The 22,250-nt window shown below is 74.0% G+C and carries 18 protein-coding genes and 1 other RNA gene; 6 read left to right on the top strand and 13 right to left on the bottom strand.

The window, feature by feature from the left end:
* Both WMF42_RS38000 and WMF42_RS37995 read left to right on the top strand, forming a co-directional pair.
* Complete coding sequence (locus WMF42_RS38000; RefSeq protein WP_437688067.1) at positions 1-531, top strand: hypothetical protein; 531 nt, start codon at positions 1-3, stop codon at positions 529-531.
* Positions 531-1,898, top strand: a complete 1,368-nt coding sequence (locus WMF42_RS37995; protein ID WP_437688065.1) for a hypothetical protein — start codon at positions 531-533, stop codon at positions 1,896-1,898. The genes WMF42_RS38000 and WMF42_RS37995 overlap by 1 nt, the downstream gene beginning before the upstream one ends.
* 111 nt (positions 1,899-2,009) lie before the next feature.
* Here WMF42_RS37995 and WMF42_RS37990 read toward each other — a convergent pair whose 3' ends face one another.
* The 3 genes from WMF42_RS37990 to WMF42_RS37980 all read right to left on the bottom strand — a co-directional run bounded on the left by WMF42_RS37990 (position 2,010) and on the right by WMF42_RS37980 (position 6,332).
* Positions 2,010-3,932 carry a hypothetical protein gene (locus tag WMF42_RS37990; RefSeq protein WP_437688064.1) on the bottom strand — a complete coding sequence of 641 codons (1,923 nt, stop codon included), beginning with the start codon at positions 3,930-3,932 and terminating at the stop codon, positions 2,010-2,012.
* 106 nt (positions 3,933-4,038) lie between these two features.
* Positions 4,039-4,656 carry a hypothetical protein gene (locus tag WMF42_RS37985; RefSeq protein WP_061612412.1) on the bottom strand — a complete coding sequence of 206 codons (618 nt, stop codon included), beginning with the start codon at positions 4,654-4,656 and terminating at the stop codon, positions 4,039-4,041.
* Positions 4,657-4,727: 71 nt separating this feature from the next.
* On the bottom strand, positions 4,728-6,332 hold the full coding sequence (locus tag WMF42_RS37980; protein WP_437688062.1) for an AMP-binding protein: 1,605 nt from the start codon (positions 6,330-6,332) through the stop codon (positions 4,728-4,730).
* Positions 6,333-6,394: 62 nt separating this feature from the next.
* Between WMF42_RS37980 and WMF42_RS37975 the strand changes: the two genes are divergently transcribed.
* Positions 6,395-7,165, top strand: coding sequence for a biopolymer transporter ExbD (locus WMF42_RS37975; RefSeq protein WP_437688060.1), 771 nt, complete (start codon positions 6,395-6,397; stop codon positions 7,163-7,165).
* Between the two features lie 314 nt (positions 7,166-7,479).
* Entirely contained in the window at positions 7,480-8,811 is a 1,332-nt protein-coding gene (locus WMF42_RS37970) for a hypothetical protein (protein WP_437688058.1), read from the top strand.
* Between the two features lie 3 nt (positions 8,812-8,814).
* On the opposite strand, the gene WMF42_RS37965 is transcribed toward WMF42_RS37970, so the two are convergent.
* From WMF42_RS37965 to WMF42_RS37920, 10 genes are all read right to left on the bottom strand, one after another.
* A complete protein-coding gene (locus WMF42_RS37965; protein ID WP_437688056.1) occupies positions 8,815-9,357 on the bottom strand; it encodes a DUF2085 domain-containing protein in 543 nt (180 codons plus the stop codon).
* Between the two features lies 1 nt (position 9,358).
* On the bottom strand, positions 9,359-10,360 hold the full coding sequence (locus tag WMF42_RS37960; protein WP_233562530.1) for a uracil-DNA glycosylase: 1,002 nt from the start codon (positions 10,358-10,360) through the stop codon (positions 9,359-9,361).
* Positions 10,361-10,370: 10 nt separating this feature from the next.
* Positions 10,371-11,330 carry a thioredoxin-disulfide reductase gene (gene trxB / locus WMF42_RS37955; protein ID WP_061613640.1) on the bottom strand — a complete coding sequence of 320 codons (960 nt, stop codon included), beginning with the start codon at positions 11,328-11,330 and terminating at the stop codon, positions 10,371-10,373.
* A 217-nt stretch (positions 11,331-11,547) separates the two neighbouring features.
* Positions 11,548-13,110, bottom strand: coding sequence for an OmpP1/FadL family transporter (locus WMF42_RS37950; protein WP_437688053.1), 1,563 nt, complete (start codon positions 13,108-13,110; stop codon positions 11,548-11,550).
* A 34-nt stretch (positions 13,111-13,144) separates the two neighbouring features.
* Positions 13,145-14,923: an MXAN_5187 family protein gene (locus tag WMF42_RS37945; RefSeq protein ID WP_437688051.1), complete on the bottom strand. Its 1,779-nt coding sequence runs from the start codon at positions 14,921-14,923 to the stop codon at positions 13,145-13,147.
* A 3-nt stretch (positions 14,924-14,926) separates the two neighbouring features.
* Positions 14,927-15,769 carry a hypothetical protein gene (locus WMF42_RS37940; RefSeq protein WP_061613353.1) on the bottom strand — a complete coding sequence of 281 codons (843 nt, stop codon included), beginning with the start codon at positions 15,767-15,769 and terminating at the stop codon, positions 14,927-14,929.
* 279 nt (positions 15,770-16,048) lie between these two features.
* Positions 16,049-16,241: non-coding RNA, 6S RNA (ssrS, locus tag WMF42_RS37935), on the bottom strand.
* Between the two features lie 227 nt (positions 16,242-16,468).
* Positions 16,469-17,335 (bottom strand): inositol monophosphatase family protein, encoded by an 867-nt coding sequence (locus WMF42_RS37930; RefSeq protein WP_061613354.1) that lies wholly within the window; start codon positions 17,333-17,335, stop codon positions 16,469-16,471.
* A complete protein-coding gene (locus WMF42_RS37925; protein ID WP_437688049.1) occupies positions 17,332-18,819 on the bottom strand; it encodes a UDP-N-acetylmuramate--L-alanine ligase in 1,488 nt (495 codons plus the stop codon). The genes WMF42_RS37930 and WMF42_RS37925 overlap by 4 nt, the downstream gene beginning before the upstream one ends.
* Before the next feature lie 513 nt (positions 18,820-19,332).
* Positions 19,333-19,941, bottom strand: coding sequence for a ComEA family DNA-binding protein (locus tag WMF42_RS37920; RefSeq protein ID WP_437688047.1), 609 nt, complete (start codon positions 19,939-19,941; stop codon positions 19,333-19,335).
* 314 nt (positions 19,942-20,255) lie between these two features.
* Between WMF42_RS37920 and WMF42_RS37915 the strand changes: the two genes are divergently transcribed.
* The gene (locus tag WMF42_RS37915) at positions 20,256-21,356 is read left to right on the top strand and encodes a DUF362 domain-containing protein (RefSeq protein ID WP_061613008.1); all 1,101 of its coding nucleotides are present in this window, start codon (positions 20,256-20,258) and stop codon (positions 21,354-21,356) included.
* A gap of 65 nt (positions 21,357-21,421) precedes the next feature.
* The gene (locus tag WMF42_RS37910; RefSeq protein WP_437688046.1) at positions 21,422-22,177 is read left to right on the top strand and encodes a hypothetical protein; all 756 of its coding nucleotides are present in this window, start codon (positions 21,422-21,424) and stop codon (positions 22,175-22,177) included.
* Positions 22,178-22,250 lie beyond the last annotated feature (73 nt).

Genomic DNA, 22,250 nt, shown 5'->3' with positions numbered 1-22,250 from the left:
ATGCAGGACGACGACAAGCTCTCGCCGGATCTCGTATGGCAACCAGACGGCCACCTCACCGACATTGCGCTCACGGCGCTGGGGGACGGGGAGGAGGCCATCCTGCCAGCGGGCGCGGCCGCGCATGTCGCTCGTTGCCTGACCTGCTCGTCGGCGCTCGGCCGGACGGCGCTCCTCTCGCTGCGCGCGGGGGAGATGCTGCGCGCGCGCGCGGCCTCGAGCGGCGCGAGCGAGCCGGCGGCGCCGCGCGCCCCGCTGCCGGTCCCCGCGATCGCCTTTGCCCTGGCGCTCTCCGCGCTCGGCGCGGCGCCGTCGCTCGTCGCTGGCGCGGGGGGCCTGCGGGAGCGGCTGGCGGCGCTCTGGCATGCCTGCGCGGTCGTGGTGCGGACCGGCTGCGCCGTCGCGGGGAGCGGGGCGCTGTCCGGCTGGCTCACGGCGCTGCCGTGGCTCTCGGCGGCGCTCCTCGTCGTCGTGGGGGTCGGTGTCGCTTGGACCAGGGGAAAGCAGCTCACGCTGAACGGAGGGATGTGATGAAGATCATCTCGGCTCGTCTCTTCTGCGCTTCGCGGCTCGGCGCCGCTGCGCTGGGCGCCGCGATCGGGATCTCGGTCAGCGGCGCGGCCACGGCGGAGATCACCCGCAAGGGATCCTGGCCAGAGCTCGAGCCGAAGGTGAGCCTCGAGGTGAGCGGAGAGCCGCGCAACGAGGCGCTCAAGCGCGTCGCCCGGGAAGCCGGGTGGAGCCTCTTGCTCAACCTCCCGCCCGGCGATGTCGTCGAGCTCCACATCCAGGACCAGCCGGCGGACAAGGTGCTGGAGCTCCTGCTCGCCGACGGGAGCTACGTGGCGACCCGCGACGGCGACCTGATCGCGATCGCCCCGGCAGCGACCGCGCCGCGGTCGGCCCCCGAGCCGCGGCCCGCGCCCGAGCCCCCGGTGTCGCCCGCGGTCCCGGCGCCGCCCTCGCCCGGGGCGTCGCCCGACGACGCGGAGGACGAGGCGGACGACGAGGACGACGACGCCGAGGAGGCGCGGCGCACGTCGCGCGGCCAGGATCGGTTCGTGACCGGCGGCAGCCTCCGGATCGAGCGGGGCGAGGTCGTCCACGACGTGTCGGTGATCGGCGGCTCGCTCGACGTGTGGGGCACCGTCACCGGGGACATCGACGTGATGGGCGGCTCCACGCACGTCCACGAGGGCGCGCGCGTCCGCGGCGACGTGGCGACGGTGGGCGGCCCCCTCACGGTGGCCGACGGCGCGCGCATCGACGGCGACGTCGACGTGGTGGGCGGACCGTTCCGCCGGGGCGAGCGCGCGCGCATCAAGGGAGACGTGAACAACGAGGTCAGCGCGGTGGGCGACAGCGGGCCCGGCGCGAAGGGCGCGTCCGCGCTCGCGCGCAGGGCCGGCAACGCGGTGACGCGCACGGCGCTCCTGTTCGCCTTCGGCGCGGTGATGCTGGCGCTCTGGCCGCGGCGCATGGAGACGCTCAAGGTCGAGATCGCCGCCCGGCCCATGCGCTCGTTCGCGCTCGGCGTGGTGGGCGTCCTCGGCGCCGCGGCGCTGGCCGCCGCCCTCTGCGTGACGCTGATCGGCATACCGTTCGCGGTGATCGGCCTGCTGCTCGCCGTGATCGCCGTTGTCGCGGGCGGCTGCGCTGTGCTGGAGACGGCCGGGGCGGGGGTTTTCGGTCACCGGACCAGGAACCCCTACGTCCACCTCGCGATCGGCTGCCTCGGCCTGCTCCTCGTCAGCGGGATCCCCTACGTCGGCGGCGCGATCTGCGCGGCCGTCGCGCTGATCGGCGCCGGGGCGCTCGTCGCGACCCGGCTCGCGGGCCTCATCCGCCCGAAGCCGCGCGGCGACGCGGCGACGGGCCCGTACCGCACGGCGCCCTGACGAGCCTGCGCGGCGCGTCGCCCTGAGCGCCCCGCGCGGCGAGGCGCGCCGCCTCGAGGCCGCCCTGCTCGACAGCGCCGCCCTGCGCTCGACGGCGCCTCGATCGACCGCTCAGTGCACGCCGCCGACGAGCCACGCCTGCGCCGGGACGAGCACCTCTTCCGGGGAGCCTCCTCCCTGCGACGCGGGGCCGGTCATGTTGCCGTCGCCGGTCATGCGGAAGCCGTGGTCGCCGAACACGAGCAGCAGGGTCCGCGGCGGCAGGCTGTCCATGAACCGCGCGACAACGTCGGCGACCTCCTCCGCGATGGCCTCGATCCGCTCGGCGAACGGCGGCCCCGCGGCGCGCAGCCGCGCCTCGACCAGATCGAGCTTCATCAGCTCGCGCGATCCGACCCGCTCGCGCCGCAGCGTCGCCACGGCGCGACCGCGGGCGATCGCGGGCTCCGCCTCGCTCGGCGGCATCGCCTCGCGGAGCCCGTCCGGGCCGCGGGCGAGCAGCGAGATCTGCGCCGACGTGGTGGGCGGCAGCGCCGCCCACAGGATCGAGCGCTCCACGAGGATGGCCCGATCCATCATGAGCTCCTTGAGGTGCGCGGCGACCCGCTCGCCGAGATCGAAGCGCATCGCGTCCACGAGCAGGAGCTTCACGCCGCGGGCCCCGTTGAGCCGGGCGAGGCGCGCGGCCATGTCCGGCGCGTCGAACACCATGGGCGGCCGCTTGCCGGTCACGCGCAGCGCCGAGAACGCCTCGCGGTAGCTGTGCTCGAAGCTGGTCCTCCAGCCATCGACAACGCCGCGCACGGCCGCGTCCGTCTCACCCGCCAGCGTCGCGCCGAGCAGCGGCGTGTAGTGGGTCGCGAAGAGCTGCTCGATGACCCGGACCGGCTTCGGCCCGCGGGCGTTGTCGAGCTCGACGGCGAGCGCGCGCCACTCGGCCGCGCTGAGGATCCGGTGGCGCGGCGCCTTCCGCTCCCTGCGCGTCGGCGGGAGCACGTCGGTGTCCGCGTGGGCGGCCTCTGCGGGCGGCGCTGCGGTCGCGGCCTCGTGCGCGGCGCGCGGCGGCCGGAGCGTCGCTCCCGCGCTGCGCTCCTCGAGGGGCGCGTCGGTGTCCGCGCTGGCTGCGGTCATCGCCGACGCGTCGTTGGCGGCGGGCGGCGCGCCCGCTCCCGGCGCCGGCGCCGCGCCAGGGCCTCTCCCCATGGCGGAGATGCCCACCGGCGCGTCCGGGCGGCGGATCTTCGAGGAGCGGGGGGGCAGCACGCCGCGCGGCCTCCCGTCGGTCCGCGCCTCGGCGGCGGCGGGCGCCGCGGTCGCGCTCGCCTCGGCCTGGGGCGCCTCTTCCGGCGCCGCGGCGCTGGGCTGCGCCGGCCTGAGATGTCGCTCCGGCTCGCGCGCGGCGGCGGGCTCGTGCGTCGAGCCCAGCTCCCGGGCCGCGCCCAGCTCTCGTGCGGCGGCGGGCTCCCGCGCCGGGAGGCTGCGCACCTGCCCGCGCGGGGAGGCGGCGCTGTGCCCCTCGGGCGCGTGCCGCTCGACGAGGTCCGCGAGGGGCACCGGCGCGAGGACCCTCGCGGACCTGTCGGCCTCGTCGAAGACGAGGGCGAGGGGCGCCTCGCGCGCCGCGCTGAGCCAGGCGAGCAGCGTCGTGCTGTCCTCCGGATGGAGCGCCCCCGGCGCCCCGGTCGCGAGCCTCGGCAAGGCGACGGCGAGCCCCGCGGCGCCGAGCGCCCTGGCGCGGAAGACCTGGTCGGCGATCACCGCCTCGAGCGGGGCGCCGGCCTCGACCCGCGGCGGTAGCGCGCCGCGCAGGGCCAGCGCGAGCTCGACGGCCTCGTCGAGGGTCGCGCGGAGCTGCCCGTCCGGCGCCGCCGGGGCGCTCGTCCACAGGAAGCGGCGTCCCCGGAGCTCGCGCTCGGAGTCGGCGCCCTGCCCGCTCGGGGCGAACCGGGCCAGGCCGGACGGGGGCACAGGGGGCGACGGCGGTCGGCCCTCCTCGGGGGCGGTGTCGAGGCGGGACACAGGATCGAGGCGCATCGCGCGGCAACCTCGCAGAACTCGCGAAAACGGGCGAATTTTCGGCGAGCGGGCGCGCGTCCACCGGCTCGCGCTCGCCCGCGGCCGCCGGCGGCCGTCGCCGGGCTCAGCCGGATTCGCGCGCTGTCTCGGCCATGAGCGCGAGCAGCGCGCAGGCGATGGCGAACCGGGCGTCGATGCGCCCCTGGTTCATCGACAGGTCGAGCGTGAACTCCTTCACGAAGAACCGGAACACCTGCGTGACCTTCGCGACTTCCTGCTGGTGGAGCTCGACGTGCCACTTGCCGATGAGGAGCGGGAACATGCGCCGGAGCATCGCGGCGCCGTCCTCCTGCATGAGGCCGACCGGCTGATCGGACGGGTCGAGGATGTCCCATGTGTCGCGGAGGATCGACTTGAGCCCTCGCGAGCGGAGGGTCCCGACCCGCTCGCCGGTGCGCGCGTCGAGGACGTCGAGACACCGATTGAGGGCGACGACCTGCCGTGACCGGATCGTGAGCAGCGGCTGCGACTCCGACTCATCCGCGAAGAGGGTGAACTCTTGACGGAGCTTGAGCAGCGGGTGCTTGACGAAGCACACGAGGGTGCCGTCGGGCGCGAAGACATGAAACTTGCGGCCGAGGAGCGACCAGAAAGGCCGCTTGATGGTGTAGGTGGGATGCGCGAACGGTTGAACCGAGAGGCCGCCGTACGCGGCAGGGACCATGGGGGTGCCAGGCTGCATTGGCGACGAGTAGGCCGGAGCAGCGCACCTCGGTCAAGCGGCGTCTACCGCGCGGGCTGGCATTCCTCTGATCACCGCGCGAGCTGGCGTTCCTCGCCGCCCATGCTCGCCACGAGGGCCTTCACGAGCTCTGGCTTGACCACCTTGCCCATCGCGTTGCGCGGCAGGCTCCCCACGACGACCGACTCGCGTGGGACCTTGTAAGGCGCGAGTCGCTCCTTGGCCCAGGCGCGGAGCGGTCCGATCGCGCACTCCGCCTCTCGCCCCGGCGCGGGGACGACGACCGCCACGACGCGCTCGCCCCACGCCTCGTCCGGGACGCCGATCACCGCGACCTCCGCGATGGCCCCGTGCTCCCGCAGCGCCTCCTCGATCTCGAGGGCAGACAGCTTGTACCCGCCGCTCTTGAGGATGTCGACCGAGGTCCGTCCGAGGAGCCGGAAGCACCCGTCGCTGGAGCGCTCCGCGACGTCGCCGGTCCGGAACCAGCCGTCCTGGAAGGCCGCGGCGGTGGCGTCCTCGCGCCCCAGGTACCCCTTGAACACGCTCGGCCCGCGGATCCAGAGCTCGCCCCGCGCGACCACGCCGCCGCCGCCCGGCGCCGCCGGCTCGCCCGGCGCCCACGCCGACGCGTTGCCCGCGTCGTCCGTGATGCGGGCCTCGACCGTCGGCAGCGGAGAGCCGACCCAGCCCGCCCGCCGCCCGCCCGGATCGAGCGGGTTGCTCAGGCCGACGCCGATCTCGGTCATCCCGAAGCGCTCGAGCGGGATCGTGCCGGTGAGGTCGCGCCAGCGCTCGGCCAGCGTCACCGGCAGCGCCGCGGACCCGCTCGTGGCGAGCCGCAGGGCCCGCGCCCCCGCGGCGAACTCCGGCGCTCCGCCGCGGTCGACGTGCTCGAAGATCCGCTGGTACATGGTCGGCACGGCCATGACCGCGGTGGCCGAGCGGCGCGCGATCTCGGCGGCGACGCGCTGGGCGTCGAAGCGCGGCAGCATCCTCGTCGCGCTGCCTGCGAGCAGCGACGTCGTGAGCGCGATGGCGACGCCGTGGAGGTGGTGCAGCGGCAGCGCGTGCAGCAGCACGTCCTGCTCGGAGAAGCCCCAGGCCGCGCGCAGCAGCTCCGCCTGCACGGCGAGGTTGCGGTGCGTGAGCAGCGCCCCCTTCGGCTTGCCGGTCGTGCCGCTCGTGTACAGCAGCAGCGCCGGATCGTCCGCGGCGAGGTCCGACACCGCCGACTCCGGCCCCGGCGCGGCGCGCTCGGCGTCCTCCACGCGGAGCACGGCCCGGCCCTCGGCGATCGGGGCGGCCACGGCGGCGAGCTCGTCCCCGAGGAGGATCCGCCGCACGCCGGCGTCGCCCGCGAGCCACGCGAGCTCTGCCGGCGGATACAGGGGCGACAGCGGCAGCGCGATCCCGCCGGCGAGGATGACGCCGAGGAAGGCCGACACCCACGCCGTGCCGGGCGGCACGAGGAGCAGGACCCGCTCTCCTTCGAGGGAGCTCGGGCTCGCGCCCTGCTCCGCGCCGCGTCGCGCGCCGCCGGCGAGCAGCGCGCCGCGGACGCGGAGGGCGCGCTCCATGAGCTCCGCGAAGGTGGTCCGCCCTCGGTCGTCCTCGACGGCGGTCCGGGCGGACGATCCGAGCTGCGAGAGCCGTTCGGCGAGCGGGGAGGTCATCGCGCCAACTCTCGCACGGCGGAGGTGCGCGCAGCCAGGCCGGTTGGTTACACTGCCGCGCCATGCGAGCTTCCTCTTTCCGATCCAGCGCCTTGCCCCGCCTCGCGGTGGTCGTCGGCTCGATCCTGGCGGCGGCGTGCGAGAGCGCGCCGAAGCCGCCCGAGCCCGGCGCCGCCGCCGCGGCCTCGACCGCGGAGGCGCCCGCCGAGCCGCCGAAGCCGAAGGGCATGCCGGAGCTCTCGGTCGACTCCATGGGCCCCTACGTCGGCCAGCGCGTGGATCTGGCGCAGAAGGACGGGGCGGAGAAGCTCGCGAAGGCGATCCGCGCGCTGCCGATCGAGGGCAAGCCGGTCACGCTGCTGGCCGACAAGAAGGCGAAGCCGAGCGCGGTCGCGGCCGTCGTGACGGAGCTCGGCGCGGCCGGCGCGCCGAAGGTCATCATCAAGACCGACGGGCGCGACGACCTCCCGAAGGAGATCACGGTGGTCCCGGAGGGGCGCGTGTCGAAGCCCCCCGCGTGCGCGGTCAGCACCATGGTGCTGAAGGACCTCGCGACGGCGATCTGGCCGTTCGGCGGCGGCATGGGCAAGCGCCAGCGCAAGGGGCTCGCCGGCCCGGATCTGTCGCACACAGGCGAGCAGCTCACGAAGGACATCGCCGCGTGCAGCGCGACGGTGGCCTTCTTCTCGTCGGACGACGAGGTGCCCTGGGAGATGGCGCACAACCTCGCGGGCACGGTGATCGCTTCCGACGCGAAGAAGAAGCTCGACACCCTCGTCCTGCTCCGCGCTGCCCCTGTCGCGGGGCGGCCCGTCCAGCTCGGTGGAGGCTGACGTGCGCGGCGCCGGGGGCTCGATTCCCTGGATCGCTGCCCCCTCAGGGGCGCTTCCGCTGGAGGGGCGTCCGGCGCGATTTCCGTGCGCAATCTGTCAATTTTCAGCAGCGCGAGACATCATGTCCTCCTGTCGAGCGAGGGCATGGCCGGTCAGGGCGACACGGCACGATCCGGCACACGGGATGGCGCGGCGCCACGCGGAAATGCGCGGTCGGGCGCTCGCCGATGGGGCCGGCCTGGATCATGAATAGGGCGAGCCGCCGGTCCCCTGCGCCATCGGGGGCGTGACGATCACGGGAGGATGGTTCGGACATGTCGAAGCGACTTCTTGCATCGGCCCGCGCGAACAGGGGCCGCAGTCTCCGTCCCCGGGCCTCCCTGCCCCGGGTGTCGGGGGCGCCCGAGGCTCCGGCCTCCTCGACCCGGGACTCCGCGCACCCCGTCGCGAGCGGCCCGGACGTTGTCGCCGGGCCGGCGGCGGCTCTCTCCGCTGCGCCCGCGCACGCCGTCGACACCGACGCCGGCACGCGCGCTGCGCCGCTGGACGCCGAGGTGTCCGCTGCGCCGCGCGGCGGCGACGCGCCGGCTGCGCCGCCGGTCGCGCAGGCGCTGGCTGCGCCGCCCGTCCCCGAGGCGCCCGCCGCCTTGCCGATCGCGGAGGTGCCCGCTGCGCCGCAGGTCCCCAGGGCGTCGGCCGCTTCGAGCGGCGCGGGCGACGCGGCCCCGGTCAAGGCGCGGGACTCCGAGGCGTCGGTCGCGTCTCAACGAGCCGCCGCCGACGACCGGCCGGCTGCCGCCGCGTCCGAGGCCGACGAGCCGGCGCCTGACTCGGACGCGCTCGATCTGATCGACCCTTCCTCGCCGACGGCGGCGTTCTTCCGGCGCGAAGAGGAGTCGTTTCCGCCGCTCACCGATGTCGCCAGCGACCCGGACGATCATGCGGACGAGCGCCTCGTGGTGGTCCATCAGCTCTCGCCCGAGACCCTCGCCCGCCGGGCGCGCCTGCGCCGGATCGTCGCGGGGGTCGCCGGGCTCGCCGGCGTGATCTCCGTGGCGGTGGTCGCCAAATCGGTGCTCTCGAGCAAGCCGTCCTCGGCTGCTCCGGTCGCGATGGCCGCGCCTGCCTCGAAGCCGGCGCCTGTGGAGGCGAAGCTCTCGGCCCTGGCGGCGAATCCCGCGCCTGCGCGCGAGAAGGCGCCCCCGCCGGCCGAACCGGCGCCGGCGCAGGGCGCCGCGAAGGTGGCGGAGGCCGCGGCGGAGAAGGCCGCGGCGGAGAAGGCCGAGGCGGAGAAGGCCGCGGCGGAGAAGGCCGAGGCGGAGAAGGCCGACGCGGAGAAGGCCGCGGCGGCGGAGGAGGCCGAAGCCGAGAAGGCCGAGGCGGCCGCGGTCAGCCTCGAGGACGCGGGCAAGCTGAAGAAGGAGGCGCTCAGCTTCCTCAACCGCGGCAGGTACAAGGACGCGATCGAGGCGTCGCGCGCGGCCATCGCGGCCGATCCGACCGACGCGCTGCCCTACCTCTACCTGGGCTCGGCGCTCCAGGACACCGGCAAGTGGAAGGACGGCATCGCGGCGTACAGCGACTGCGTTCGCAACGCCACGAAGGGCCCCATCCACGAGTGCCGCGCCATGGGCGGCCGCAAGTAGCGCTCAGCCCGGGCGGCGCGTGAGCCGCGTGAGGAAGGCCGCGGCCAGGGCGTAGCCGAAGGCCAGGCCCGTGGCGAGGCGGGTCGCGTGCCAGACCGGGCGCAGCCCGAGGTCCTGGGTCGCCACGTCGGCCACCATCATCGCGCTGAGGGCGATGAGGATCGGGCGCCACGCCGTCATCGCCAGGCGGGGCCGCGCGATCGCGGCGCCCGCCGCGACGCCGGCGAAGATCCCAGCGCAGCGGCTGCAGAGCGGCATCAGCACGCCCTCGATCGCGAGGGACCGCTCGGGCATGCGGTGGCACATCGGCACGAAGAAGCGATCGAGCGCCGCGCCGAGCTCTCCGAGCGGCAGGCGGCTCCGCGCCAGGGGGACGCACCAGGGCAGGGCGCCGAGGAGCACCAGCGCGCAGCGCGCGGCCCGGAGCAGCGAGGGCGCCCCCGCCGGCTCCGACGCCTTCGACAGGCCGCGCGCCAGCGCGTCGGCGCTCCCGGGCGCGGGCGCCAGCGCGGCGGCGCTCCCGCGCCCGGAGGCGGGCGCGGTCACGTCAGCCTCGGTCGGGCGCGCTCTTGCCGAGGTGGCGCATCACCTCTTTCAGGTCGCTCCACACCTCCCGCTTCGCGCCCGGCTGGCGCAGCAGGTAGGCCGGATGGAACGTGGGCATGATCGGGATCGAGCCCTTGTAGAGCTTCCACGTCCCGCGGAGCTTGGTGATCCCCTCGTTCGTGCCGATCAGCCCCTGCACGGCGGTGGCGCCGAGCGCGACGATGACCTTCGGCTTGATCAGCGCGAGCTGAGAGGTGAGGTAGGGGCTGCAGGCCGCCATCTCGGCCGGCTCGGGCTTCCGGTTCTTCGGCGGCCGGCACTTCACGATGTTGCAGATGTAGACGTCGTCGCGGTGGTACCCCATCGCCGCGATCATCTTGTCGAGGAGCTGCCCTGCCGGGCCGACGAACGGCTCGCCTTGCAGGTCCTCTTCCGCGCCTGGCCCTTCGCCGACGAACACGACCTCGGAGAGCGGGTTGCCGCGCGAGAACACCGTGTGCGTGCGGCCCTCGTGGAGCGGGCACTTCTGGCAGGTGCGGACCTCTTCCGCGAGGAGCGCGAGCCGTGTCACGCGCTCCTCGGGCGTGTCCGGCTGCGCTGCGCTCGCGCGCGCGGCCGTGTCGGCGCGGGGCGCCGTGGCGGCGCTCACGGCAAGCCGGGGGGACGGCTCGGGGCCCCGCGGCGCCTGCACCGGAGGCCGCGCCGCCGGCGCCTCGGCGATGCGCTGCTCCGGAGGGGGGGCGGCGGGGGAGCGCTGCTCCGGGTGCGGCGCGGCGGCGCTGCCTCCGCGCGACGCCGGCGGCGACGGCGCATCCAGCCCCGGGAAGCCCCGATCCGCCCGCCGCGGGGCCGGCGCGCCTTCGGCCGAGGACGCGCCGAGCGCTTCGTGGAGCGCCGAAGGATGGCCCGGCAGCCCGTCGGCGCCGGTCGCTGCGTGCCACTCCAGGAACGCTCGGACCGAGGCGGTCAGATCGGCGAGCTCTTCGCGCAGCGCTTCGACCATCGTCCGTTCCTCAGTGGCCGCCCTGCTGCGCGAGCCAGCGCTCCGCGTCGAGCGCGGCCATGCAGCCCGTGCCGGCGGCCGTCACGGCCTGGCGGTAGTTCCAGTCCTGCACGTCGCCCGCGGCGAAGACGCCGGGGATGTTCGTGCGCGTCGAGCCCGGCACCGTCTTCAGGTAGCCGTTCGGGTGGGTCTCGAGCTGCCCGACGAAGAGATCGGTCATCGGCGTGTGCCCGATCGCGACGAACATCGCGGCCGCGGGCACGAGGTGGCTGTCGCCCGTCTTCAGGTTCTTCACGCGGACGCCCGTCACCATGTCGGCCTTCACGTCGAGCACCTCCTCCACGACGTGGCTGTAGAGGATCTTGATCTTCGGGTTCTCGACAACGCGCTGGATCATCGCCTTCGACGCCCGGAACTCGTCGCGGCGGTGCACCAGCGTGACGCTGCTGCAGAGCCCGGAGAGGTACGAGGCCTCCTCCATGGCCGTGTCGCCGCCGCCGATGACAACGACGTCCTGGCCGCGGAAGAGCGCGCCGTCGCAGACCGCGCAGGCGCTGACGCCCTTGTTCTTGAGCTTCTCCTCGCTCTCCAGGCCGAGGTAGTTGGCGCGCGCGCCCGTCGCGATCACCACCGACTTCGCCAGGTAGAGCGTGTCCTCCACCCACACCTTGAACGGGTGGCTCGTGAGCTCGACCTTCGTCACGTCCGCCGTCACGATCTCCGTGCCCTGGTGGGCGGCCTGATCGCGAAAGCGCTGCATCAGCTCCTGGCCGGTGATCTTCTCGGGGAAGCCGGGGTAGTTCTCGACGTCGGTCGTGAACATGAGCTGGCCCCCCGGGATCAGGCCGCCCGCGCTGAAGCCCTCGATGAGGAGCGGCTTCAGGTTGGCGCGCGCCGCGTAGATGGCGGCGGTGAGCCCGGCAGGGCCGGAGCCGATGATGACCAGGTTGCGGACGTTCGATTCGCTCATGGTGGAGCCATCTTATAGGCGCGACCGCCTTCCGCGTCGACCGCCCCGGCGCTCCGCCGCGCGCGCCCCGCTGCGCGCGGCGCGCCCCCGCAGCGCAGCACCCCCGGCGCTGCATTGCGTTCCCGCTCGCTGCGCGGCATTCCCGCCCGCTGCGCGGCATTCCCGCCGCTCCGGCAGCCCCGCGCCTGCTGCTGCCCCGCGCCGAGCAGCCGCTCGTTCAGAAGCGCATCGTTCCGCTCATACCGAACTCGTCCAGGCTGCTCTCGAAGCGGCCGCCGTTGACGCTCTGGATGCTGCGGTAGCCGCTCGGCGCAGAGCCGGAGACGGCCTTGAGGCGCCCCTTCCCGCCGTTGTCCAGCGGACCGAAGAACGTGTGCTGGAACGCGACCGAAACATCGACAGGGCCCACGCGCGCGGTCACGCCCGCCCCGACGCCGATCCGGTGGCCGAGGTGGAAGTCGAGGTTCAGGTCGGCGTCGTCCTGCCCCTTGGCCTCGAAGAAGCCGCCCGCCCTCAGCGCCAGGAGGTTCTGGAGCACGACGAGATCGCCGCCGAGCCGGACTCCCAGGACATCGCGCCAGCGGTGCGGGACGTCGGCGTTGCGCGGCACCGTGCCGACGACCGTGCCGCGCACCGGAATGCCCTCGCGGAACCGGACCTCGATCGCGTCGACAGCGCTGTTGTGGGCCCACGTGAAGTCGAGCTCCACGTCGAAGAGGTCGTCGACCATCGGGTCGCGCACGCGGGGCTCGGCCGCGGAGGAGCGCGCGGGCCGGGCGGCGCCTGCCCGCGGCCGGTGGTAGCGGAGGCCGAGCTTCGCCTCCATCGGGATCTGCATCTCGAGATCGCCGGCGCCCTTCTCGTCGGTCACGTTGCAGTCCGGCGATTCCCCCCTGCAGGGGTCCTCGTTCTTGACCCCGGCCGCCGTCCAGTAGCGCGACTCGATGACGAGATCGGTCTTCGCGCGCACGGCGTCCTGCCACTTGAACCATGCGCCCAGGTCGAGGTGATCCGTCGCCGCCCAGCGCGCGCCGAGGACGAAGCCTGGAATGAAGAGATCGTCCGCCCGCGCGCGGGTGCGCAGATCGTTGTGCGAGCTGAAGTCGTCGCCCCCCTCGGCCGAGGTCGCCTCGCTGAAGTTGACGAAATCGATGCTCGCCGTACCCCAGATGAAGCCGGCGCCGACCGAGACCCCCTCCGCGGGCGTGAAGCCGACCGAGAGCGTGGGCATCAAGATCAGGGCGTCGAGCGACGTGAGCAGGTAACGCTGCGGCGACGGCTGCGTCATGGCGCCGAAGTTCGGGTGCGTGTACGGCAGCGACTCGGGCCACGTCCGCTCGCCGACGCCGTGCGGGCCGAGCACCGCCACGCCCACGGCGAGCGCGTCGCTCAGGCGCAGGGTCCCGGCGACCTGCGGGTTCGGGAACAGGCCGCTCTCCGCGCACACCTCCGGGTCGGGGCCGCCGTCGCTGCCGGGCGCCGGGATCGCGGTCGTGTAGCTCGGCGGGACGGGACGGCCGTCGGGGCCGAGCCGCGTGAAGCACTGCGCCAGGTGGATCAGGTGGACGCCGCCGTGCGCGCTGCTCCGCTGCGCGGCGAGCCCCGCTGGGTTGAAGTAGGCCGCGAGCGGATCGTCCGCCCGCGCGACCCACGCGCCGCCGCGACCGAGCTGGAGCACCCCGATGTCCGGCGAGTCGAGCCCCGACGACGCGCGCGCCGCGCCGGCGGCCACCATCGCGGCGAGCGCCGCGCCCGCGGCGCCGGCAGTTCCTCGTCTCATGGGGTCTATCTCCCCGCGCGGCCGCCCCGGCGGCTCACTTCACCGGCGACGCCTTGAGCGCCGCCTTGCCGTCCTTCACGTAGACCGTGAAGCGCACCCGCGAGCAGTGATGGCGCGCGACCAGCGCGTCCTTGTTGCGCTGCAGCGTCCCCTTGAACTTCTCGAAGGTGAGGGCGTTCGTGGGCTCCCCGCACTGCTGCTTGACCGACAGGAACTCCTCGTAGACGGCGTTCCACTCGGTGAGCTCGTCCGGGTCCCCCGCGCCGTCCTGCCGCGCGGCGGGCGCGCTCGTCGCGTCGGGGACAGCGCTCGTCGCGTCGGGGAGCGGGTTCGCCGGGGCGGGCGCGCCAGGCGCCCTGGGCGGCGGCGGCGGCGGCGGCGGGCGCCGCGGCGGCGGGCGCCCCGGAGCGGCCGAGGGGCTGCTGGCGGAGATCGCGATCGCCGCATCGGAGACCTCCTCGACCGCCTCGACAGGGTCCTCGGACTCGCGCGCCGGCGGCGGCCCGCTGAGCGGGTGCGAGCCGGGCCGCCGCGTCGGGCCGCGCGGGCTCACCATCGGCTTCGGGTACGACGGGCGCGACTCGGGGCGCGTGTCGCCGGGGCCGAGCGGCACCGAGAACGCGCTCATCGCGGGCTGCGCCGGGATCGGGCCGAGCACCTGCTCGAGGTCGGCGGCCTTCCGCGGCGCGCCGCCCTTCGCGGCCACCTTCTCGACGCCGTCGTTGATGTCGGCCGCGATCTTCCTGTAGGCGCCGCGAAACCGGCTCGGCGCCAGCACGTCGACGTCGCCCTTGGCGAAGCGCGCCGCCTCGTTGCGGAAGACATGGAGCGGCCGCGTGTGCTCCAGGAACGAGAACACGAGCCCGAGCGCGGCCAGGCCGAGGACGGCGGCGAGGATCAGCAGCGTGGGCACCTTGCCCTTGTCCTCGTTGTTCGCCTTGTCGAGGAAGTTGAACGGCGAGTCGACCGACGCCGCGAGGCGGCCGACCGCGTAGCCGGCGCCGAGCTCCCACGCCTCGCCGGGCAGCCGCGCGTAGACCACGCCGAGGTGCTTGCCGATGGCGCGGACCTCCGAGCGACCCTTCTCGATGTAGTCCTTGTTGTCGTCGAGCAGCTTCAGATCCTGCGTGATCTGATCGAGGTTCGCCTTGTCGAACCCCTCGGGCGCGCCGGACGCGACGCGCGACCCCTCGGCGTAGAAGCCGACGGCGGCGCCGGTGCGCTTCGTCACAGCGCGGGCGAAGGTGTCGTCGATGATCTTGGCGCCGATCACCGCCCCGACCGGCTCGCCGTTGCCGTCCTGCTCGACGGGGCGCGCCACGACGCGCAGGATACGGCCCTTCCAGACCCAGGCGTCGTCGCGGATCCAGCCGTGGAGGGCGTCGGCGACGACCGGGTAGCCGCCGAGCTCCCAGTCCTCACGGTGCTCGAAGCCCACCGACGCGATCACCCGGCCGCTCGAGTCGACGGCCCACACATGATCGAACTTGAGGTCGGCGGGGACCTCCTCGGTCGCGCTGCGCAGCGCGACGCGGGCCTTCTCGCGAAGGTCGGGGCCGGGCTTGGTCTCGGTCGACGACTTGGCGAGCGCGGTCCGCAGGGCGGGGTTCAGCGCCACCCGGATGAGGGCGCTGGAGCGCTTCCGGGCGTCGTCGTTGAGGAACCACTCGACCGCGCTGGAGTCGGCGCCGAGCGCCTCGCTCATCGCGCGGTGGCCCGAGCGGTTGTAGAGCTGCGCGGCGACGAAGAGGATGAAGACCGCGGCGCCTAGCGCGAGCGCGAGCACCCCGTACCAGAAACGCGACAGCAGCATGGCCTACTTTCCAGCCTCCGCGCTCGGTTTGCCGCTCTCGCCCACGACGACCGCCTCCTTGATGAACTGCTCGTCCGGGGTCGGCTTCGCGACGACCTCGAGGGGCTTTCCGACCGGCTCACCGTTGAAGTAGCCCTGCAGCGTGTACTTGCCGGCCTCGAGCTCCATCGTGAAATTGCCCTGGCGGTCCGGGTAGGCGATGGCCACGGCCCTGGGCTCGACGACGATCCACGACCGGATGCTCGGGGCGAGCTGATCGCGGATCTCGTACTTGCCCGGCCCCGGCGGCGTCCAGGCGCGGGTCTTGGCGGCGGCGACCTCGACCGGCTGGAGCCCCTTGTTGCCGACGTCGTAGAGCTTGTGCGGGAACGGGTCGTGGTTCTCGAACTGGAGCTGCTGGCCCTCGGCGACGACGAGGGTCACCGGCGTGGTGCGGCCGCCGGCGATGACGATGGTGCGCGGCGTCTTGAGCGGCGCGCCCTTCTCGGCGAGCGCGGCGACGCAGAGCTCCTTCGGGGTGTGGCCGACCAGCGTGCGGACATCGGCGCGGACGGTCGGGGACGGCTCGCGGAAGGTGTACCGGTTGGCCTTCGGATCCTTGGCCTCGTTCCAGACAGGGTTCAGGAGCTTGGGCATGCCCGTGGTCCTGCCCTTGATCGTCACCGCGGCGAAGGCCGCCCCGGGCACCGTGAGGATCGCGAGCGTCAGGGCCAGGCGCCGGATGAAGCGCGAGCGGCCGTGGACGCGGCGCGTGATGTGGTTGGACGGCCCGAGCCGCGCTGCGCCGGCGAGCGGGCGCTGCTCGTCGTGTTGCGCTCCTGAAGATCGAGGGGATCTCGTATCCATCGCAGGCCCGAAGCTACCGGAAGGGGAATGAGAACGGAAACAAAAGCCGGGCCGCCGTCCGGGCGCAGACGCCGCGCGCGCCGCGCTGCGCCGACCCGCGCCGCGGTGCCTCTCCGGCGCCGAGCCGCGCACGGCGCAAGGGTCCCGCCCCGCGCGGGGCTGCGTCATGCCTCGGCGGGCGGCCGCGGGCAGACGACGCCGCGGTGCGGCAGCCGCTGGGCTGAGCTCCCGGGGACAAAAAAACTGCGGGCCGCATGAACGGCCCGCAGGGGAGAGATGTTCCGTACCGCCGAGGACGTGGGCAGAAGGACTTGAACCCCTAGCATAGCTGCTAGGTGGGAGCCTAAGTACCGCTTCAGGCTTCCCGGTGAATGGTTCCGGGCCTAGCTCACCACGGTATCGTTGCTGGCTCCCTGGTTCTCGCTTACTCGGGATTCAATCGTCCAGCGCCTCACGAAATCGGCAGAGGGAACGACCATAGGATAGTTCTCTCGCTGGCTCAGTCAACCGCTCTTCGCCTCGGCGTCGCTCATCTCGCGTCTGGCTGGTTCATGGTTGGCGCGTCGTCTGCGCGTCGTCTGCGCACAATTCGCGCTTGATCTCGCTCGCCGTCTCGCTCTTGGTCTTGATCGCGTCTCGCGTTCATGCAGGGTCGGTCCGATCCCGTCAGGACGATCCGGAGCTGGCATGGCGCCACGCCTAGCGGGCGGGCGAGCCCTTATCGGAGAAGAGCGCGACGATGGGGGCGTGGACGAGCCCGTTGGACGCCACGATGTTGCCTGTGTGGTAGTCCGCCGCTCGGCCGTCGAGCCCGGTGATGACGCCGCCGGCGCCGCGCACGATCGCGCTCCCCGCGGCGATGTCCCAGGCGTGCAGCCGGCGCTCCCAGTAGGCGTCGTAGGTCCCGTCGGCGACCATGCAGAGATCGATGGCCGCGCTGCCGCACCGCCGCACGGCCTGGGCGTTTCGCTTCACCGTGATGAAGGCGTCGAAGTTGTTGTCGGGGGCCCGATCGCGCACCGGCGGGAAGCCGGTCGCGATCATCGCGTGCTGCAGCGACGTCGTGGCGCTGACCGCGCAGCGCTCGCCGTTGCGGCGCGCCTCGCCGGCGGCCGCCGGCGCCGGCCCGTCGCCGGACGGCTGCGCATCGCGGGGCATGTAGCCCGTCCAGCGGATCCCGAGCACCGGCGCGACGACGGCGCCGGCGACGGGCGTGTCGTCGTCCATGAGGCCGACGGAGACGCACCAGAACGGATGCCCGTGGACGAAGTTCGTGGTGCCGTCGATCGGATCGACGTACCAGACGAGCCCTCCGCGGGACGACGTCGGGCGTGAGGCGCTCTGCTCCTCGCCGACGACGGCGATGCCCGGCGTGAGCGCGCCGAGCCGCGCGATGAGCAGCTCCTCGCTCGCCCGGTCGAACTCGGTCACGAGGTCGTGCGGCCCCTTCTCCTCCACGCGCGGGCTCGCGCGGAAGCCGGCCTGCGCGAGCGTGGCTGCCTCCTCGGCGACGCGCAGCGCGATCCCGGTGAGCTCGAGCAGCTCCGCTGGCCCGCGCCCGCTCATCGCGACCTCGTCGACAGCGCGCCGCGGAGCTTCTCGTAGATCCCGCCGAACGCCCCGTTGGACAGCAGCGCCACCGTGTCGCCTTCCTGCGCGTCGCGCGCGATCGACGCGACGATCGCGTCGACCGAGGCCGCCGCCTCCGCGCGCTTGCCCGTCTGCTCGAGGTCGCGCACCAGCCGGTCGAGGTCGAGGCGCTCGCCCGCGGCGATGTCCGGCCGGCCGAGCGGCGCGAGCACGACGCGATCGGCCGCGCCGAAGGCGCGCGCGTAGGGATCCTGGTGGAGGGCGCGGCACGCGGTCGCGCTGCGCGGCTCGAACACCGCCCACAGCGCGCCTTCCGGGTGCCGGGCCCGGAGCGCGCGCAGCGTCTCGTCCACGGCGGTCGGGTGGTGCGCGAAGTCGTCGTAGACGCGCACCCCGCGCGCCTCGAACAGGAGATCTTGCCGGCGCCGCACGCCCTCGAAGCTCGCGATCGCGGCGGTCGCCGTCGAGAGCGGCACGCCGAAGCCGTGCGCCGCGGCCGCGATCGCGGCGACCGCGTTGCGCACGTTGTGGTGCCCCGGCATCTGCAGGGCGACGCGCCCGGCCATGACGCCGCCGGCGTACAGGTCGAACGACTGGCCGCTCGGGCCGGCCTCCGCGGGGGCGGCGAGCCAGTGCGGCGGCTTCCCGTGCGTGTCGTCGCCCTCGAGGGCGAACCAGGCGACCTCGGCGCGCGCCGACCGCGACACGACGTCGACGACCCGCGGATCGTGCGCTGCCGCGACGAGGAGCCCCGTCTCCGGGATCCGCTCGACGAACCCGCGGAACGCGGCCTCGTACGACGCGGCGTCGGGGTAGATGTCGATATGGTCGTGCTCCATCGAGGTCACGACGCCCACCTCGGGCCGGTAGTGCCAGAACTTCGGCGTCTTCTCGAAGAAGGCGGTGTCGTACTCGTCGCCCTCGACGACGAACGGCGTTCTGCGGCGACCTGCGCCCGCCTCGTTGAGGAGCGGAAGGCCGCGGCGGTCGCCCGCAGGGGCGGCGCTCTGGGGCAGCCGGAAGCTCGCCTCGAAGTTCTTCGGCAGGCCGCCGATGAGGAAGCCGGGATCCCTGCCTGCCTCGTGCAGGAGCCACGCGCACATCGAGCTCGTCGTCGTCTTGCCGTGCGTGCCCGCCACGACGAGCGGGGAGCGGCCCGCGAGCATGTGGTCGGCGAGCGCGTGGGCCATGGTGGTCACCCGCATGCCGCCGTCGATGGCGGCGCGGGCCTCGGGGTTCGTCGGGCGGCAGACGTTGCCGATCACGACGAGATCGGGGCGCGGGTCGAGGTGCGCGGGCTCGAACCCGGTCATGAGGCGGATGCCCCACCGCTCGAGGGCCGGCCCCATGGGCGGATAGAAGGAGACGTCGGAGCCCGAGACCTCGTGCCCCGCGGCCTTGAAGAGCCCCGCCAGCGCACCCATGCCGGTGCCCGCAACGGCGACGAAGTGGACGTGCATCGCGGCGCAGTGTGCCCGAGCGCCCTCGGAGGGCAAGGGGGCTCGGCGCCGCAGATCGCCGGACGACGGGCCGCGGCTCCTGGCGTCACGGCGCGGCGCGCCGCGAGCAGACGACCGCTGCGGACTCGGATCGAGCGGTGCGCCGCGATCAGCACAGAAGCTCCAGCAACGCTCGATCAACGGGCAACGCGGACCAGGGAGCCTTGATGCGCGCGCCGCCCGACGCTCCTCCTCGCCTCGTCGAGTCCCTCCTGCTCTACGTGGGAGGGCCGGCGCTGCGCTCTGCCGCCCACGCATCGGCGCTCCGCAAACACAGTATCTGCGCGGCGCCGCGAGCTCGCATGTCGCGAGGTCGAGACGGGCGCGGGGCCGGGCCGCAGCGCTGCGCGCCGCGAGGCGCGACGGGCTCACCGGTCCTGGATAGCCGCTCTGCTGCACGACGCGCCTCCACGCGGCCTGGGCGAGGGCGAACAGGCCTCGACGAGGCGCGCGGCGCACGACGTCGCGGCGGAATCACGGCGGATCGACGAGCACGAGCGGCCTCAGCCGCTTCAGCGACCGCCGGCCGAGCCCCTTGACCCGGAGCAGGTCGTCGACCTTCCGGAAGCGCTTCATCTTGGCGCGGAGCGCCAGGATCGCCGCCGCCTTGGCCGGGCCCACGCCGGGGAGGCGCATGAGGTCCGCCTCTGTGGCGAGGTTCAGCACGACCTTGCCGTCCGCTGTCACGCCGCCGCCCGCCGGAGCGCCCGCCCCGCCGTCGCCCGGCGGCGGCGCCTCCGCTGCTGCCCCTGCGTCCGCGGGATCGACGGTGGCGTGGGGCGGCGCGCTCCCGGCGGCGCCGGCGGCGCCGATCGGCGCCGGCCCGCTGGCGACCATCGCCAGCCCGGCCGCCGGATCTGCGGCGCGCCGGGCCGGCAGCAGGCTCCGCGCGTGCCCGGAGCCCACGAGCGCCAGCGCGAAGAACCCCGCGCCGTACGCCACCACCTTGCCCCCCAGCGCCGTCCAGGCCGACTCCCGCAGCGCTGTCAGCGCTCTTTTCCGCCATGAACGCCGCGCTTCCACAGCCTGCCCTGGCTCCGCCCGACCGGCGAGCGAGCCCTTCCGCTTCGATGTCTCCTCCATCGTGCCGCGCCTCCTCAACGTGCAAAGGACGTCGCCCTCCGCGCACCGGCGCGCGGCGTTCGTCTCCTCGGCCCGGGCGCGAAGCGAGCGGCATGCCGGCCGCGCGCGCCCTTGAAAACCCGAGCCGATCGCGGGGACCCGGCGCGCCCGGGGGCGGCGCCGCCATGGCGGACGCGGGAGGCGACGACGATCTCGCCGCCCCCGGGCGTCCTGTCGCCGTGTCTCGAGCGAGAAGCTCGGCTAGCATCAGCGCTCCGGGCGCCCGGCGGCCCGGCGGCATTCACCCCGCCCCACGGCGCTCACCACGAGGTCTCATGCCCCACGATCCCCGTCGCTTCGTTGATCCCGGCCCCGCGGGGCGCTCGCGCCGAGCCTTCCTGGGCGGGATCGCCGCCGGCGCCGCGGGCGCCGCGCTCCTCGGCCCGAGCGCGGCGTTCGCCGAGGCGGTCCCGAGCCTCGCGGCCAAGCCGCCCCCCGGCTTCACGCCGCTCTCCATCCCGGGGAAGATCGTGAAGGTCACGAAGGGGAACTCGCTGCAGCCGAACGGCCTCTGGCCTGACGCGTCCGCGGCGAAGATGATGCTCGAGCGGGCCATGGCCGAGCTCACCGGGAAGGCCGACCTCGGCGCCGCCTTCGGGCGCTTCGTCCACAAGGACGATCGCGTGGCGATCAAGGCCAACGGCATCGCAGGCCAGAAGGGCGCGACAATGGCCACCAACAAGGAGCTCGTGCTCGAGATCGTGCGCGGCGTTATCGCGGCGGGCGTCCCCGCGGAGAACGTCATGATCTTCGAGCAGTACCCGTCGTTCCTCGCCGGCACGCGCTGCGCCGACCGCACCGCCAAGCCCGCCGCCGATTTCCCGGCCGGGATCCGCGCCGCGGTGCACGAGAACAAGGACGCGGTGATGCCGAGCATCACTGTCTGCGGCATCCCCACCAAGTTCGTCCGCCCCTTCACCGAGGCGACCGCGGTGATCAACGTGTCGCTGATCAAGGATCACTCGATCTGCGGCTACACCGGGTGCCTCAAGAACATCACCCACGGCGCGACCATCAACCCGCACTCGTTCCACGAGCACACAGCGAGCCCGCAGATCGCCGAGCTCTACGCGCAGGACGTCGTGAAGAGCCGCGTGCGCCTGCACATCACGGACGGCTTCAAGCTCATCTACGACCAGGGCCCGCTCGACAAGAACCCGAAGCGGCGCGTCCTCCACGAGTCGGTCTACGCCACGACCGACCCTGTCGCGATGGATGTGATCGGCTGGGGCGTGGTCGAGACGTGGCGCAAGGAGAACGGGCTGCCCACGCTGAAGGCGGCGAGCCGCGAGCCCTCGTACATCCGCATCGCGGGCGAGCTCGGGCTGGGCGTCTTCGACAAGAATAAAATCGCGATGCGCGAGGTCCGACTGTAACGGCGCCGCGGGAACCGCTCGCGGGGCTGCCGTCCGAGGACCGCCAGCCGAGGCTCGTGTTGCCCATGTCCTGCTCCAGGCCGATCGCGCGCTCTTTCCTCCGCGGGGGGACCGCGTCGGCGGCCCCTCTGCTCGCCTCCCTCGCGCTCACCGCGTGCAGCAGCAGCGGCCCCCCGCCGAGGCCGCCCGGGTTGCCGCCGACGCCGGCCTCGGTCACCCGCGAGAACCCGGGGGGCGACGCCGCCGACCCGGAGCGGGCCGCGCTGGAGCGGCTGCTCAAGGAGCCCTGGGGACGGCGCCGGGACCGGTTCAACACGCTCGACGTTCCCCTGGTCGACTGGCAGAGCTGGCGCAGGGTGCGGATCTGGAGCCAGCCGACGCGCGCGACATTCCGGTACGGCGACGAGCACTACGCCGCCCTGACGGTCCTCTACACGAGCACCTCGGGGCCGAGCGATCCCGATAGCTGCCTCGACGAGTTCTGGGCGAAGAACGCGCCGCTCGCCGACGGCTACGGCGTGCGGCTCGGGGAGGCGCAGCTCATCCGGACGACGCAGGAGATCGACGGCGAGGTGCGGCCGCTCGTGTTCAAGGTGCTCGAGGGCAGCGTCGCGTCGGTGTTCGCGAGCGACTCGTACGCCGGCGCCATCGCGGCCTACGAGTCCTGGCCGGGCACATGCCTCGTGTCCGCGCTGGCCGTGAAGGCGAGCCAGCACCCGGAGCTCGCGCGCCGGGTGCGCGACCGCTGGATCGACGAGGGCGCGCCGAAGCTCAGGTGGATCTCCGGCATCGACGAGGCGCCCAGACTCGAGGCGCGGTAGTCTCCGCCGGCCAGCGTCGCGATGCCGCCACCCGCGCGACGGCCGGGGAGGCAACCGCCGCGAGGGGCCGCGC

The organism is Sorangium sp. So ce176 (assembly GCF_051519835.1).
GTDB lineage: Bacteria > Myxococcota_A > Polyangia > Polyangiales > Polyangiaceae > Sorangium > Sorangium cellulosum_G.
Note: the sequence above shows the minus strand (reverse complement) of the source record. Positions and strands in the feature narration are given on the sequence as shown.